13 protein-coding genes and 2 pseudogenes are annotated in these 15,605 nt (G+C 39.5%); 1 reads left to right on the plus strand and 14 read right to left on the minus strand.

The window, feature by feature from the left end:
- From ACTNC0_RS02760 to ACTNC0_RS02775, 4 genes and pseudogenes are all read right to left on the minus strand, one after another.
- Positions 1-432: pseudogene (locus ACTNC0_RS02760) on the minus strand (IS1634 family transposase); the annotation flags it as partial.
- A gap of 217 nt (positions 433-649) precedes the next feature.
- A complete protein-coding gene (locus ACTNC0_RS02765; protein WP_441086277.1) occupies positions 650-2,221 on the minus strand; it encodes an AAA family ATPase in 1,572 nt (523 codons plus the stop codon).
- Between the two features lie 306 nt (positions 2,222-2,527).
- Positions 2,528-3,517, minus strand: a complete 990-nt coding sequence (locus ACTNC0_RS02770; RefSeq protein WP_441086278.1) for an AEC family transporter — start codon at positions 3,515-3,517, stop codon at positions 2,528-2,530.
- 322 nt (positions 3,518-3,839) lie between these two features.
- Positions 3,840-4,844 carry an SH3 domain-containing protein gene (locus ACTNC0_RS02775; RefSeq protein ID WP_441086279.1) on the minus strand — a complete coding sequence of 335 codons (1,005 nt, stop codon included), beginning with the start codon at positions 4,842-4,844 and terminating at the stop codon, positions 3,840-3,842.
- Positions 4,845-5,293: 449 nt separating this feature from the next.
- Here ACTNC0_RS02775 and ACTNC0_RS02780 point away from each other — a divergent pair, with 449 nt between their 5' ends.
- Positions 5,294-5,896, plus strand: coding sequence for an outer membrane protein assembly factor BamB family protein (locus tag ACTNC0_RS02780; RefSeq protein WP_441033718.1), 603 nt, complete (start codon positions 5,294-5,296; stop codon positions 5,894-5,896).
- 113 nt (positions 5,897-6,009) lie between these two features.
- Here ACTNC0_RS02780 and ACTNC0_RS02785 read toward each other — a convergent pair whose 3' ends face one another.
- The 10 genes and pseudogenes from ACTNC0_RS02785 to ACTNC0_RS02830 form a co-directional block, all read right to left on the minus strand.
- Complete coding sequence (locus ACTNC0_RS02785; RefSeq protein WP_055199793.1) at positions 6,010-6,534, minus strand: hypothetical protein; 525 nt, start codon at positions 6,532-6,534, stop codon at positions 6,010-6,012.
- A gap of 58 nt (positions 6,535-6,592) precedes the next feature.
- On the minus strand, positions 6,593-7,492 hold the full coding sequence (locus ACTNC0_RS02790) for a hypothetical protein (RefSeq protein ID WP_441086280.1): 900 nt from the start codon (positions 7,490-7,492) through the stop codon (positions 6,593-6,595).
- Positions 7,493-7,580: 88 nt separating this feature from the next.
- The gene (locus tag ACTNC0_RS02795; protein WP_291811102.1) at positions 7,581-8,207 is read right to left on the minus strand and encodes a response regulator transcription factor; all 627 of its coding nucleotides are present in this window, start codon (positions 8,205-8,207) and stop codon (positions 7,581-7,583) included.
- A complete protein-coding gene (locus tag ACTNC0_RS02800; RefSeq protein WP_291811105.1) occupies positions 8,155-9,540 on the minus strand; it encodes a sensor histidine kinase in 1,386 nt (461 codons plus the stop codon). The genes ACTNC0_RS02795 and ACTNC0_RS02800 overlap by 53 nt, the downstream gene beginning before the upstream one ends.
- On the minus strand, positions 9,495-11,162 hold the full coding sequence (locus ACTNC0_RS02805) for a histidine kinase N-terminal 7TM domain-containing protein (protein WP_320813089.1): 1,668 nt from the start codon (positions 11,160-11,162) through the stop codon (positions 9,495-9,497). The genes ACTNC0_RS02800 and ACTNC0_RS02805 overlap by 46 nt, the downstream gene beginning before the upstream one ends.
- A gap of 221 nt (positions 11,163-11,383) precedes the next feature.
- The gene (locus ACTNC0_RS02810; protein WP_441086281.1) at positions 11,384-12,421 is read right to left on the minus strand and encodes a DUF4428 domain-containing protein; all 1,038 of its coding nucleotides are present in this window, start codon (positions 12,419-12,421) and stop codon (positions 11,384-11,386) included.
- Between the two features lie 67 nt (positions 12,422-12,488).
- Entirely contained in the window at positions 12,489-13,322 is an 834-nt protein-coding gene (locus ACTNC0_RS02815) for a hypothetical protein (protein ID WP_441086282.1), read from the minus strand.
- A 371-nt stretch (positions 13,323-13,693) separates the two neighbouring features.
- A complete protein-coding gene (gene sfsA / locus ACTNC0_RS02820; RefSeq protein ID WP_441086283.1) occupies positions 13,694-14,392 on the minus strand; it encodes a DNA/RNA nuclease SfsA in 699 nt (232 codons plus the stop codon).
- 96 nt (positions 14,393-14,488) lie between these two features.
- A pseudogene (locus ACTNC0_RS02825) lies at positions 14,489-15,347 on the minus strand (KilA-N domain-containing protein).
- Positions 15,337-15,543 carry a helix-turn-helix domain-containing protein gene (locus ACTNC0_RS02830; protein ID WP_441086378.1) on the minus strand — a complete coding sequence of 69 codons (207 nt, stop codon included), beginning with the start codon at positions 15,541-15,543 and terminating at the stop codon, positions 15,337-15,339. Before ACTNC0_RS02830 ends, ACTNC0_RS02825 begins: the two are co-directional and overlap by 11 nt.
- Positions 15,544-15,605: the final 62 nt, after the last annotated feature.

A 15,605-nucleotide genomic window follows, 5' to 3' on the forward strand; every position in this document is an offset into this window, starting at 1 on the left:
GTATGTATAATCCGGATAGTACTGCGCTGCATTGTTTTCTGCTATGATCGAATAAACAGCCAGATCTAAAAACAGCCCCATATCACGCGATTCAAAATACTTTCCAAGGATATCGTTCAAGCTGCATTCTTCTATGATCTTACGCAGTACAAAATATGTTCCTACCCTGAGACAGCTGCTTCTGGAAGTCCTGTTTTTGCTTTCCGGAAGCTCTGCATCGGGGAAATATTTCAGGAAATTTTGATTCGGTTTCATGAGTTCCGGATCCGTATCTGACAGTTTTCCGATTGTTACTCTTTTGGGAAAAGTATACTTCCGGGATGGATCATAAACCCGGTCATACTCATACTCTATATATACAACATTTGACTTTTTTCTCCGTGTGATTTTACCTTTTACAGTTGGTACTTTCACTAAAAAATCCAGATACATAGCGCCCTCCTTTTAGGCGGTTATCCGCCTAAAATAATTGTACTATATTTCCCGGCTATCTGCAATGGAAAGCCGCAGAAAACCGGGATTTTTTATGATTTTATTTCGTTCTTTTTTCTTTAGGTGGAAAAATTACTGGAAGTTCACACACAGGAAGGAATCAGAAATCACTCTGATTTCTCAGGAAACGCAAAAATTCCCTGAAACTGCATAGTTCTTATTTACTATATTCCTCTATCACACAATTATGTTCCTTTGTTTTCTTATCATAATTCACACCAACAAGAAGAATATTTCCTTTATATTCTTCCAGACTGGCGCAATACTCCTTTTTCCCGATCTGCGCAATTGCTCCCTCTGCACTCTGATTCCACTTTAATTCAACTACCAGCGCAGGTTTTTCCTGAAATTTTCTTCGCGGGATAAAAACAAGATCCGCAAATCCTTTTCCACCAGCCATTTCTCTGTGAACTGTGTAGAAATTTCTTGCTGCATACAAGGCGAGCGATATCGTATAACTTAACGCATTCTCATCATTGTACTGTATATGAGATGTTTCGAAATGTGCCTGTCTGATTCCTTCCGCTACCTGCGCAGGTCTTCTCTGCCAGATTGCATTGAGTGTATCTGCAGAATTCTTCAAAGCCTTTGAAACTTCTCCCCAGTCAGATGCCGCAACACTGTTCACATATTCTGTACGTACTTCACTGTTGGGTATTTTTACAATTTTGTTGTCATAATCATAAGCAAGATACCCCAGATGAATTAATAAAGTAAGAACATCATCTTCTGTACGAAATGTTGCCATATCATTTGCAAAGCTTCCTGTATTTACCGGAACGCTTTCTCCTGCGATCATACTTAGAATATCATCTTTTAAGCCTTCAAAATTCATGTCAATGTATACTTGCAAAGCTTCAAATGTCTCTGTCTGGTTCCAGTAATTCCCTATTTTTCTAAACCTCATGCAGCTCACCACAGAGCGTGGACTGTAAATAGACGGAGCTTTTTCAAAAGAATATCCGTCATACCAACTTTTCACTTCCTGCATATCCATGTTGTATGTTTTACATAGATTCCTTACTTCTTCCTCTGTAAATCCTACATACTCCGCAAGTGGTCCCGGATCGATCATCGAAAATTCATCAAACATATTCAATGCAGAATGTGTTCCATATTTCTTAATTGGAAGAATCCCAGTCATATATACAAGGGCAAGATAGCCTTTATCTTTCAGTAAATCTCTTAAAAAATCCAGATACTTTTCCTGTGCTTCTCGGTCTGTTTTATATTCTCTGAAAATGCAATCCCATTCATCAATAACTACAACAAACTGCCTCTTTGTTTTATTATAAACATCCTGCATAGTTCTCATCAGATTGGTCTCATCAAAATATCGAAAATCCGGATACTTTTCCAACAGATCCCAGATCACACTTTTCCTAATCAGCGCAATCATTTCTTCTACTGTATCACTCTGGCTTAAAAATTCCTGCATATTGAGAAATATCGTATCATATTTGTTTAAATATTCTTCAAAACTCTCACATGATGCAATTTTGAATCTTGAAAAGAGTTCTTTTGAATCAGCCTCGCAATTGTAATAGGCTGCGATCATGTTAGCTGTAATAGATTTTCCAAAACGGCGTGGACGGCTAATGCAAATATACTTTTGTGTTGTCTGAGCAATCGAATTCAGATATTCTAAAAGCTCTGTTTTATCTACGTATATGCTGGAATTTACTACTTCCATGAAATTATTTATATCTGGATTTAAATAATTTCCCATTCCGATTTCACCTCCGCATTTATTTTGATTTTCCTTTGCTTCTTATTATAAGGCATAAATCAAAGACAGGCAATATTTGTCTTACTTATCCCCATCTGTTCCCAACAAAAAGCACATTGTTACTATATGTCAACTGGATATTGATACTCCCAAAAGGAGATTTCCAATCTGACCAAGCATTACATCACAGATATAAGAAAAGAGGAATGATTATGCATCAGACATTATTGATTCCCATTGCAGGGCAGCCGGACTATTTCTTTTCGTAAACTTTGTTTACGCTCATTCATTATTTTTGCTCCTGTTTCAGATAAACTGCAGCACCCAGTATACAAACGGTAACGTCACGATCGAGCAGACTGTTGTCACCAGGATTCCACCCATGGCATAGTCGCCGTCTGTGCCGTATGTATTTGCCATCATAACTACTGATGACATTACCGGCATAGCGGATGTGAGTGTCATGGTCATACGGATTTCTGCCGATATTGGAAGTAACCCCAGTATCAGATAAAACAGCACCGGAAAAATCAGCATTTTGATTGCGACGATTCCATAATAGTCCAGTTTGCAAATGTATTTTTTTACATCCATACATGCAAAGACTCCGCCAAGATAAATCATTGCCAGAGGTGTTGCTGTTGCTCCGATTTTTGAGAATGCTGTGTTCAGAATCTCCGGTAAGGTAAGGCCTGCAAGAATACAGAATAATGCCAATACGATAGCAACTGTTACCGGGTTAATTAGCTTTTTAAAGTCAAATGTAGAATGCTTTACGGCACCAACATTTTTTCCACATTGTGATGAATTTTTTGAAGTAGTTTCCACCATATCCTCTGCCTTCGAGGTTAGCCTTACCCCGACTGTCCACAGCATCAGCTGGTCTATCATGGTAAATACCGAGATATACAGCATTCCTCTTTCCGGAAAGATACTTGTGACAATGGGAATTCCCATAAAGCCAATATTTCCAAAAACGCTCATAGCAGAATAAAGCTGTTGGTGGTCACCTTGCAGGTGCAGTATTTTTCCCGAAAGAATGCTGAGTCCAAACAGACAGATATACATAAAGAATGCGATTCCGAGAATCGGCAGGGAGTGGAGAAGCATTTGCTTATCCACTCCATTTACCGTATTTGTAAAAATCATGACCGGCAGTGCCAGTTTGATTACAAGTCTGGAAACGACTTCCATATTTTCCCGGTTCAGCACATGTGTCCGGATCAGAATGATGCCTGCCAGAATGTAGATGACAAACATTCCGATCTGATTAAGAAGAATATTTAATGTGCTCATAAGTCAATTCTCCGGAGTGTTTTTGCCTGTCTTAATTTTTCAATATTATGTATCTGTCCCATTGTTGCTATTTCCTTTCTTCTGCATTCGTATTATTTATTTTTCATAAAGGATTCTTCCTTCATTTTTTATAGCTTCTACTTACTTTTTTATTTCTATTCTGTCTGTTTTATCTTACCATATTATCATGTCTTTTTTAAGTCTCTCCGACAATTTCAAAGATTATTTTTCTATGTTCAGGCATGAAAAAACAGCCGCAGATTCTTCATCATACGGCTGATCTTTTCTATTTAATATTCTATCTGTTGTCTGTTTTTATTTCTTAATCCACAGGATCTGATAAATAACTTGCCAGGCAGTATCCTGATGAGCCCTGATAATATACAGAAATAAATCCATTTCCCGCATCACCAAAGGTAGCAACCGCTGTTCCAAGAGGAATCTGGCAGATTTCAGCAGCATTTACATCTGGGTTTGTCCGAAGGGTAATACTTTCATTGCAGTTAATCACATAGCGTGTATGTGGAATCGGTGCTCCCTCTGTCGGTTCTTCATATTTAGTAACCTGTGTCAGAGCAATCCATCCGTATGTTCCGTTATAATTTGTATATCCCCATGAATTTCCATTGGATGCTACTGCTTCCTGGGTTACCGTCAGCATTGTTCCGTTTGGAATCATATCCGGGAGAACTTTGTCATACTCAACACCCGCTCCACAGCGCATATTTACACCGCCATCCGGAGCAGTTACTTGTACATTGTAAGTGGAAGTTGCATTGCCAGTTGGAATACTATCAGGTGTGAGCAATTCTATTTTGTTGTCAAATTCTGTATAATTCTCATTTGCGCCAAGTTCTCTTGATTCTATCAAAGTTTCTGTAATGTTCTCTCCACTCTTTGTAATTCTATTGATTTCCTGATAACCCTGAAATCCATACAGGAAATAAATCCCATTTCCATCCGGCGCTGTGTAAAACATGCCCTGACTGCCTATTGTTCCGATTTGACTAACATATTTTCCATCTTTTAAAGTATAAATGTCATTTACCCAATCAGCAAGACACGTTCCATGTGATAAAATTAATTCTTTCGTTCCATCCTGATCAATATCATATAATGCCACGGAAACGTCTGTATATGGCGAACTGTTTTCTGCTTTTATCGATTCATAATTTATTATACTTTCATATGAAGAATACTCTGTCATATCCTTGTAATTTGCAGGATTTGCTGCCATAACATTAATGCTTCCGCCCAACACGGAACTACCTGTAAGCAACAATCCGGTAATGACTGACATTTTGATTAAATTTTTCTTCTTTTTCATAGTTATTCCCCACTTTCAACTGTATGTAATCCTGTTACTTATACAAATATATTGTGTTTTCAGTAACTTCATATCTTTGACCATTTTTTACGGCATCCATTGCTTTCTTGTTGCCTTTTCCTCTCCCAGAACAGCATTGATAAGAGTTGATTTTCCCACGCCGGAATTTGCAACAAAACATTATAAAGGAAAGTGACCCTGTACGATAAATTCATTATACAACGAAAATACATTAATTGATAGACTTTATAAATATTTTTCAGCCCCAAGTGCTGAAACGCTGTTTCGTTGTTACTGTTCACTCCGTTTACAGTAACGTTTCGTTACTGTTGATACTCTCCATACAAATAAATGCTAATGCAAACTTAAAAAAAATATGATATGATTAAAAAAAGAAGATATCTGCAAGATTCCCAAACTACTCATTTATCAGAAAGGAGCGTGTTTACATGAAGAAGAAAATCCAACAAATCCTGTTGACGTCACTGTTGTTTGTATTCTCAATACTGATCATATCAATCCCGACTCAGGCTGCCAAACCTGCAGCTACAACCGTTAAATCCAAAACTTCCTATTCCAATTCCAAAGAATCCATGACTGTAAGAGGACTGGATGCAAAGAAAACAGTAGTCTGGAAATACGTTACAAAGAAATATACTGCTACAGAGCTTCCAAGGACAAAATGTATTGTCCGCAAGGATAAGGTTTATGTTTTTGAAAGTTCAAAAATCGTCGTACTTCGAAAAAAAGACGGAAAACAGTTATGGACTGCAAAAAAAATCAGTCCTGCAGGACACCTTTGCAAATTTGACAAAAATGACAATCTATATGTAACCGGATACTACGATAACTATGTTTACAAAGTATCAACAAAAGGAAAGATTCTCTGGAAAACAAACACATCCAAAGCCAATAATTACTGGCCATATAAAATAAACATTTCCGGTAATCAGATGACCATTCTATACGAAATGAATAATAATGATTCGTCAGAAAAAACTCATAAAATAGTTTTTAATATAAAAAATGGTAAAATACTGAAGTATTCCTAGATTACAGCTCATAAAAATAGCGGCAATACTGCCGCTATTTTTGATTGAACACATCTGTTTCTTTTATTCTCCTTTTTATGAACACTTCTGATAATCCTCTCTCAGTACTTGTATCATGAGTTAAGACGCTGTCCGCAGTATTCACAATTGCTCAGACGTCCTTTTATTACCTGATTCTTTGCACCGCAGCTGGTACAGGTAACTGTAATATAAATCTTTTCATTTACACGTCTGTTTGGTGCAGTAATCATAATATAATTTCCTTCTCTGTCTATCTGGATATTCCGGATATATCCCCTGGCAATAAATTTTTCCAGTTTTTTTACTGCACCTTTTCCCAGCTCCTGCTCAAGTTTCTCAAATGAGACCGTATTCTGGGCATAAGATTCAAACCAGCAGGCAATTTCCCTGGCTTTTTTCTTCCGTAATGCTTTCTGGACTTCCCTGAAAGTTGGATATAAAAATAACAGACAAAGCAGAATCTCTGTTGCTGCCATTCCCCAGCGTCCTTCACCAATATACTTCTCCGATGCACCAATGGCTCCCAGGGATAAAAGTATGCAGAAGCCACAAAGAACCCACTTCAGTTTTCCCAACACCCCTGCTTTTTTATTTTTTTCTGTCAAAAAATCATTCATGTCTGTTTCCTCTTTCTCTGATTAAGCAAAATTCTATGATATATTGGTGAAGCTTCTGTCAGCCTGCACCCAGCAGAAGCCATGCGTCACCAGACGGATCATAATAATAAACCACATTATCTCCTACTGCATAATAATGTTCTTTTGTAAAATGATCCTCATGATCCGTTCCCAGAACAAATACCGGACAATTTCTTCCTTCAATGTACTCCTCGGTACCTGTATACCACAGAGACATCCCAAGACCAAGGTAATAGCTGACTTCATCTGTCTTAGAAAGCTGTTCTCTGGCAATCTTTATATTCAATGCTGAATCATGCTCCGGATTACACTCTGGATCGTACTCTGACTCATACACCGGATTATATTCCGGATCATACTCATCCCAATTATAATATATGGAGAAATCATAGCAGTGGTTTTCTGCTGCAAGATGTCCATCCTTTAACGACACCATAGGATGGTATTGCACACTCATATTCTGCTTCTGTACAGAAACCATCACATTGGAATGAATCTCACTCACATTGCAGCGCAGGATAATGATTTCATTCTCCTGTCCCCTATAGTATGGAGAGTTCAGATCATCCAGATATTCCCCTTCTTCCGTAGGCTGAGCCGGATAAACGCTGACCCTGCAATCATCCCCCGGGACAATGGCATAAACTTCATATCCCCCTGCATCAACCACTGTTCCATCCTGTAAAAAAGGATAAGCAGCTGCCACTTCTCCCTGCCTGGTATATTCAAGTATCTCTGCTGCCTCTGCACCTTCATAGGTATATCCCAGAAATGCCATTCCGGCCCGACATTCATTTTCCCTGATAATGTCCTGCAGAATTGCCAGATTCTCATCTGCCTCAGGTGCTCTGGCAAATACTTCTCTCATACCTCCACCATGGATACCAACAGAAAACAGTACCGCACAAACACATACGGCAACCGAATATTTTTTCATACTTTCATCTCCCTTCTTGTCAAACAGATATTTACACTCCACTTCGCTTTCTGCTCATAACAGAATAACTTCGCAGTTTATCAGATTGCTATTTTAACGTAGTTACGATCAGCTTACTTTCCAGTGCAGCTGCTATCAAATCTTCTTTACAGCTGTATCCTGCCCTGGCGATCATTTCCTGAAAATTCCATCTCACCCCGGAAGTAGAGCATTTCATTTCCCTTGCAATCTCTGAATATGACATTCCACGGATATACAGGCGGAGCATCTCCAGCTGCCTGGGACTGATATCGCCGCTTGTGATCCAATTAAGCTCCACCTTCGGTGTCACATCCGGAAATACATGCTCACCTTTTAGCGTTCTGTGAATCACACTCCGTATTTCCTCTTCCCCGTGATCCTTATACCAGAGACTGTCTGCACATCCGCTCTTTGCCCTCTCCAGCACCTTGGGATCGATCAGGGAAGTAACAATCAATACCTTTGTATATGGATACTTTTCCCTGATCTCTTTTCCGGCACTGAGCCCATCATGATTATGAAACGTCTGCACATCCATGATCACAAGATCAATTGCCGAATAATCACAGATTTTTACAGCTTCACGTGCATCTGAAACTGTCTGGACATGTCGGAATTCCGGCTCCTGCATAATAATATATTCAAAATACTTCTGCATGATCTTCTGATCTTCTACTATCAGTATCCGTACCATCGAATCCCATCCTTTCTGTCAGCGGCATTTTCAATATCAGACAAAACTCAGGGGAAAAAGAAACCTGCATCCTGCATTTTCCTGATTCAGCTGCCTTTCTCAGTGCAGATAAACCACCGCCTTCTTCTGCATTTTTGTCAGGCACCTCTCCATCATTGGTAATCTGAACAGTATATTCATCTGCATTTTTGTCTATCTTCACCCAAACAGTACTGCCATGAGCATGTCTGGCACAGTTTGTCACACATTCACGGATTGCCCTGTCTGTCAGCAGCCTGTAAGATGGATGCATGGGAAAGTTCCCACTGATCTGAACTGAAATTCCAAGCTCTTCTGCATGTCTGACCGTATCCTCATATACTTCTTCCATACTCTCAACAGCAGAACCGGTAAGAATATAAACCAGATGTTTCAATACAGACAACTGTTTATTCATTTTATCCGGATCTTCTTTCCTTTCCAATATTCTGCGTATTGACAGAAGGCTTCGTCCAAAATTGTCATGAACCTGCATTTTCATGACAAGCGTCTCCTGCTCTCTGATTTTATCTCCGATTTTTTCGTACATTTCCTCCAGCTTATGATTCAGGATTTCCAGCTTTTCATTGTTTGCCCTGATTTTTTCACCATTGTAATAAATTTCTGATACATTAACTGCCACTGTCTGCAGATATCCTGCACAATCCGGCTCCTGCAGACTATATTCCTGAAACATCCAGACGGAACCATCAGGAAAATAAAACACATTACTGTCTTTGCTCAATCTGCAAAGACCTTCCGATTCAGGTTCCCCACTCATTGCTTTCCTTAATGCGTCATAATCCTGCAGATAAGAACCTGTCATGATTCTGCTCAGCTCCTGCATCTTGGTATTACACAAAACAATCCTTCCAAAAGGATCCGAAAAACAGACTCCACAGGGAACGTCATTCACAGCCTCATTCACAGACCAGTAAGACAGGGAATGATGATATCTGCGTCTCTCTCTCCAGATTGCTCTGCAAAGATAAAGCACCAATCCCATAACTACTGCCATTAAAACACTGACCGGATAACCCTGAAGCATTGGCTGATAGGAACTTTCTCCCAGGCAATATCTGTGATCATTCATCAGAACGCCCATAAACATAAAAGAAACAACAAAGACAGCCACTGCCGTTACAATTTTCTTTTTCCCGGAAAAGCAGGTGATTCTTACCAGCAGGAGGATTAATTCCAGAATCATGCAGATTTCAAGAAGAATCATCAGAACATTCTGTATTGCCATACTGCATTCCACAAAACTGATCATCTTCCGCCTCTCTTTCTGAAGACGATACATTTGATAAACCATTCGTTTTCATCTTCCTGCTGCACTTTTAATTCCGGCCTTTCCGACATGAATCCACGCAGATCCGCCTCTGATACAATATGAACTGAAATCCGCAGAGCATCATCAATCTGCGACACACGGTAAAAAACAGACTGCATGATATCAAGCAATCGTTCCACAAGCCATTCAAAGGTGTCATAGCATTTTAGTATATCATCTGCATTCATCTGCATATCCACATTTTCCACGTAGTAAGCAGCCCGGATCCTGCATAATTTTAAGCTGTCACAGGATTCCGCCAGGCTTTGTCTGAGATCTTCCATTGTAAGCAGATTTCCATCTGATGCATATTGTGTCAGCACCAGATTCTTTCTCCGCTTCAAATACGTACCAACAACTACAATTTTACCGAGAATCCGATCATATTGTTCCCTTGATTCTGTCCGTTCCAGCTCCTCCATAAACTGTGACAGCAATTCCAGCTGACCTGCTGTCTGATTCTGTATCATATTTAACAGACGGTTCTGTTCTTCTGTCTTTCTCCGCTCAGCCTCTTTCTGATAAGCTTTCTGTAACAAACGATTTCTGGCAGTCAGTTCCTCCTGTTGTTCCCGAATATCCTGATACTGATCCAGCAGTACCGAAATATCCTCTGACCAAAACAAATGTCCTCCCCTTATAGGAATATGGTTGATCCGGATTCCCTGTTCCTGTACTGATGATCTGTCTATTATGATTTTACGCAGTTCAGACGACAGCTCTGGGAAATCGCCGGAATGATAATAGCGCTGAAAAGAATGATCCGTAATCTCTGCATCCAGTCCTCCGGAAGTCTGGAATAATTCAAAATATCGATTATTGGTCTGTATCAATCCACATAATATACAACCCTGAAAAATTGCTGCCATTAAAAGGCAGCACACTGCCGTCATATCCCCTGCAATGATTTTGATGAAAGGCAGGCGGAGTATATTTCCGATATTCCATCCCAGAAGTAATATTCCCGGAATCACTGGCAGCCAGAACTGTTTCTTTCCCGGAATTCTGCTTTTTCTGATCAGAATGATTTCCATCCCTGTCAGACAGATCAAGATCCATCCCTGAATCACCATAAAAACAATACCATAACTGTAATCTTTATCCGAAAATGGGGGCTGTTTGGAAAAACGAAATACCAGCTGATGCAAATCATTTGTAAAAACACTTACGATCAATATCGCTGCCACGGTCAATAAAATTATAACCTTTCTGACCGTTTTCTCTTCCTCCTTTTCGCCCAAAAACATTGCTGCTGCCAAACCAAGAACCGGAATCAGGAGCATGGGAATATAATATAGATACCAGCAGATATGTTCTCCAAGAGGATCATGAAAAATATGAAATTTTACTGTCCGCACAAAGAACCAGAATACCATCAGACAGCCAATTGCAGTCAGGCATCTGCGCGTTTTTTTATGTACTACATGTTTTCTCAGATAAATCACCCAGGCACAGTACATTCCCAGATAAATACAGCTACGACACTGATCTGCCAGATTTCTCATAAAAACATTTTCCGTTCTCACCTGCCTGCAGAAATAAGCCAGCAACACACTTATCAGAATCACTCCATATGACAGAGTCCTCTTTTTACTGTATGTCATGAAAGTTCCTCTCTTACCGGAGCGGGTTTGAAAAATGCTTTACGCAAGATGTGCGTCACAATTTGCAGGAATGATTTTTCAAATACGCTCTAATCCATTTTTGTAATAATTATACTATAAAGCACCATTTTATCATATAGTTTTTAGAGAAATCATCTATTTTCAGAGTTTTTTTATCACAAACAGAGTGAACAATTATGTCCACTCTGTTTAATCATTACTTAAAACGGTCTTGGCTGACCACAGTATTCACAAAACTTTCCGGTATTCTCTGCACCACACTGGCATCTCCACGAACTGTTATTCTGTTGCATTCCTCCGGTCATATTCGTTTCTGACATTCCAGACTGCATCCCTCCGTTCATATTCATTCCGGGCATCCCGGGCTGCATTCCCACATTCATGTTCATCCCGGGCATCCCAGACTGCATCCCTCCGTTCATGTTCATCCCGGGCATTCCAGGCTGCATTCCCGCATTCATGTTCATTCCTGACATCCCGGGCTGCATTCCCGCATTCATATTCATCCCGGGCATCCCAGACTGCATCCCTCCGTTCATGTTCATTCCCGGCATCCCAGGCTGCATTCCTCCGTTCATGTTCATTCCCGGCATTCCGGGCTGCATCCCTCCATTCATGTTCATTCCTGGCATTCCGGGCTGCATTCCCGCTGCATTTGGTGTCAGTGCCGCAATAATCTGATAAGCAGTCTGCTCCACTTCCATCAATTCCCTTCTGTTATCACTGCTTATAGAGAAAGTATTCAAGCGAAAATCCATATCATCAAACCACTGGGTTCTCACTTTAATACGCATGGTATAATCAAATTCATATTTATATACCGGTGGCTGATAACTTACAGTTTCTCCATCCTTTGTATATGTTTCCTCATGCTGCTGTTGATCTACATCAACTCTGCACTGTACAATGGCTGATAAAGGAACTATGTCCGGGTTTTCATTGACATCCAGTTTCCGTGCAACAGTAAAATTTCCTTTATTATCATCAATAAAAACATTGTAATTTCTGGTATTGATCTGACGGGTTATACAAAAGTCCATTACCGCTTTTTTGTTTTTTTCACGATATTCCAGCTGGCGTTTGATATCCTCTACCGTACTATGCCGCCGCTCCTCAAACCATGGTGATAATTTTTTCGCACAATCCTTACACAGATTTCCGTCATCCAGTTTTCGATTTCCCAATAACCCAATTTTCTCTCCGCAGATGTCACAGATTTTCTTATCAAATAATCCCATACCCTATCCTCCTTTTTTATCTGAAAACCCATACTGCCTCACCGGAATGGTGCGGCAGTATTTTACCTTATTCTGTAACAATTATTTTTTCAAAATATGTCTTTACGGAAAAATCATCTTCACCGGTTTCAGCATCGTCTGCTTCTTCGCCGTCATCAGATTCCTCTGCATCGTCTTCTGCTATCAAACACAGTTTTCCATCATCTAGTAAATTGAACTTCATATTATCAAGACTGAAAAACATAGTTCCTACCTCATCCTCTGTTACAGCCTTTAATACCAGTGCGTTTCCTTCCACGTCTCCCTGAAGTTCTACTTTTGTCTCTTCTCCGCTCTCTATTAAGATAATTTCAGCCTTTCCGTCTTCCACAGACATACTCATTTCAAATCCTGTAAAGTCAGCATTAACCGGCATCTGCATTCCAAATGCTTCCATCAGAGTACAGCTCCATTCTCCTTCAAAATCCTTCATAGTTGGATTTTCTACCGGTTTGCCCGGCACATAAGGCTCATACTCTTCCTTTTCCTGACTCAGGATCATTGTCGTTCCATCTGCTGTTAAGGTTATCTTACCGTCCTTGTACTCACATTCTTCTGTCTGATCATTATGAGTCATCAGAATTTTATCATTTTCTATTTTCCACTCTGATTCATCTACTTCAGGCTCTTCCCCATAAACAGAACTTGTTGTTTCCATTTTACCGTCTTCTTTAATGTCCACGGTCACTTCCATTCCCATTGCCCCCGGATGAAAGGATGCACCTTCGCCCATAGAAAGCTCATTTACATACCAGGTTCCAATAACATCCTTTTCTTCAAGGGCATAAACACTTACGCTCATAAAGCCTGCCATTAAGACTCCTACTGTTCCTGCCATCCACAACCTCATTTTTTTACTCATACAAACATCTCCTTTCTTTTTTAATGTACTGCTCGGACTCTTTTTTACTTAATTTTGTGAGAAGATTTTTTGTTTATCTACATTATACGTGAACGCTCAGATATTTACACTAGCACTTCTGACAGTATGCATGTAATTTTTTGGATAAATTAAAACCTGCTGAAAAGTTTTTAACTCTTCTCAGCAGGTTCATTAAAATACTTTCTGTTTTGGCGCATTCTCTCCAGATTTTCCAGAATTATATCTACACTGATTGGTTTGGCAATATGAGCGTTCATACCCGCTTTGATTGCCTTTTTACGGTCTTCTTCAAAAGCATTGGCAGTCATCGCAATTTTTGAATAGGATCTGCTGATTGCGGGAATACTTTTTTATTTCCAGTCAGAAGCAAGGCATACAGGTACCGGATCCTGAATTTCCATTCTGTCAGATTCTACCAGGCAGTCATAGGCCAGAATATGCACTCCTGCCTTTTCTGCTTCCTGTAATGTTTCTCCAAATTCCCGATGAGTCTCCCAGTTGGGCTCAAACCTGTCAACTCCCTTCATCTGGATCACCAGAAGCAGATAAGCTTCGTATCCTTCCTGCATACAATGGATCAGCTCTTTCAGATGCTTCACACCTCTTTCTGTAGGTGCATCAGGAAATCGTGCTATATTGTCAGATTCCAGAGTGACACCTTTCACTTCTATAAAAGCCTTACGTTTCTCTGAACAGACGTAAAGATCAAATCTGGAATTTCCATAGGTCTTCTCCGGCGTTACCTGAACCTTCTCCGGAAAAAGATGTCCTGCCTTTACCCACTCCAGTGCTGCTTTATTGGGAATCTGAGAATCCATATTGATCAGACCCCTGCCCTTTTTATTTACGCAGATCAGGTCATAGGCTGTCTTTCTCGCCGGATTGCTGCTCTTTTCCAGAAAAACCTGTGTACCCGGGACCAAAAGCTCCCTGCACCTGCCTGTATTCTTTACATGAACCGTTTCCACCTGCCCATTGATCTCCACATGTGCAATAAACCGATTAGGACGATCTATGAAACGGCCCTCTGTGATATGTTCGTACTTCATATATTCTGCTTGACCACACTTTCTATTTTTGTAGGTTATTTATTTTCATCTATATTTCCATCTTCACGATCTGTAAATATATAAATAATACATAAATTACATTTCCAACTGTTTAATCTCGCTCTCTGACATTTTTATTCTCTCTGCAGTATTCAGAACATTTAGCTGATATTCAGCAATTTCCTGCAGAATTTTAAACCGTTCTTCTTTTCTCTTTCCTTCTTTAATCATCTGCGCATTATGAGATTCCAGATTGGAAAGCACTGTCAATTCATTGATAGTTGCAAAATCTCTAACATTATTCTTTTTTGCTAACTCTGGATTAGCTTCTCTCCACGCTTTTGCTGTAAATCCAAATAATGCCACATTTAATATGTCCGCTTCTTCTGCATATGCCAGCCATTGCAGATTTTCCCTGTAATTCATCTGCGGAAGCAAATAATTCTTTACTGCATCCGTCTGAATTAAATAATTATTTTTTGTCAGGAAGCGTTTCGCATTCCACTTGCTTTGCTCTAAATTATTTTCTTCTTCCTTTAACCGCTGAAATTCTTTAATCAAATACAACTTAAAAACCGGACTGATCGCGGATGCAAATTCAAAAGCAATATCTTTATGCGCATACGTACCTCCGTATTTCCCACGCTTTACATATAATCCTATGGCATTCGTTTTATTAATCCATTCCGCAACACTTAATACAAATGTATGTAAACCCGCATCTGATTTAAAGTGGTCGAATTCGACCACTTTAAAATCCGGATTATAAATCATTTCCCACGTTCCTAAAAAATTCCAACGTATTTCTATTTCGCAACCAGTTTTTTACAACATCTGCACTACGTGATTCTCCTGTTTTTGCTTTTGCAATATCCGTAATACAAATATAATCATCCAGTTTTTGTTCCGAAATCAAAATTGGTACATCTTGTACATTAATTATCCTATTCTTCATCCACCGCTTCCTTTCCATCAAAACCTTCCATTTTTATCCTATATGCCAATAATCTAAAAACATAATCTGGCATTTTCCTTGTTCCTCTTTCCCATTCCGTTACAGTTCTGTAAGGAATTCCGAAATACTCGCAGAATTCCTTCCGATTCATTCCAGTACTTTCCCGCAGTTCTTTCATTTTATCTTTTATTTTCATATCTTCTCCGTTCTTTTTACACATTGTGTATCCATTATAGTATACTTTTCTTATATCTGCAA

The organism is Blautia sp. HCP3S3_B11, from assembly GCF_052064435.1.
GTDB lineage: Bacteria > Bacillota > Clostridia > Lachnospirales > Lachnospiraceae > Blautia_A.

Bases quoted from the DNA above. Each gene is read 5' to 3' on its own strand.
- ACTNC0_RS02800 (WP_291811105.1), bottom strand. From the start codon at position 9,540: ATGGTTTATCAAATGTATCGTCTTCAGAAAGAGAGGCGGAAGATGATC.
- ACTNC0_RS02815 (WP_441086282.1), bottom strand. From the start codon at position 13,322: ATGAGTAAAAAAATGAGGTTGTGGATGGCAGGAACAGTAGGAGTCTTA.
- ACTNC0_RS02830 (WP_441086378.1), bottom strand. From the start codon at position 15,543: ATGAAAATAAAAGATAAAATGAAAGAACTGCGGGAAAGTACTGGAATG.
- ACTNC0_RS02795 (WP_291811102.1), bottom strand. From the start codon at position 8,207: ATGGTACGGATACTGATAGTAGAAGATCAGAAGATCATGCAGAAGTAT.
- sfsA (WP_441086283.1), bottom strand. From the start codon at position 14,392: ATGAAGTACGAACATATCACAGAGGGCCGTTTCATAGATCGTCCTAAT.
- ACTNC0_RS02770 (WP_441086278.1), bottom strand. From the start codon at position 3,517: ATGAGCACATTAAATATTCTTCTTAATCAGATCGGAATGTTTGTCATC.
- ACTNC0_RS02810 (WP_441086281.1), bottom strand. From the start codon at position 12,421: ATGGGATTATTTGATAAGAAAATCTGTGACATCTGCGGAGAGAAAATT.
- ACTNC0_RS02775 (WP_441086279.1), bottom strand. From the start codon at position 4,844: ATGAAAAAGAAGAAAAATTTAATCAAAATGTCAGTCATTACCGGATTG.
- ACTNC0_RS02785 (WP_055199793.1), bottom strand. From the start codon at position 6,534: ATGAATGATTTTTTGACAGAAAAAAATAAAAAAGCAGGGGTGTTGGGA.
- ACTNC0_RS02765 (WP_441086277.1), bottom strand. From the start codon at position 2,221: ATGGGAAATTATTTAAATCCAGATATAAATAATTTCATGGAAGTAGTA.
- ACTNC0_RS02790 (WP_441086280.1), bottom strand. From the start codon at position 7,492: ATGAAAAAATATTCGGTTGCCGTATGTGTTTGTGCGGTACTGTTTTCT.
- ACTNC0_RS02805 (WP_320813089.1), bottom strand. From the start codon at position 11,162: ATGACATACAGTAAAAAGAGGACTCTGTCATATGGAGTGATTCTGATA.
- ACTNC0_RS02780 (WP_441033718.1), top strand. From the start codon at position 5,294: ATGAAGAAGAAAATCCAACAAATCCTGTTGACGTCACTGTTGTTTGTA.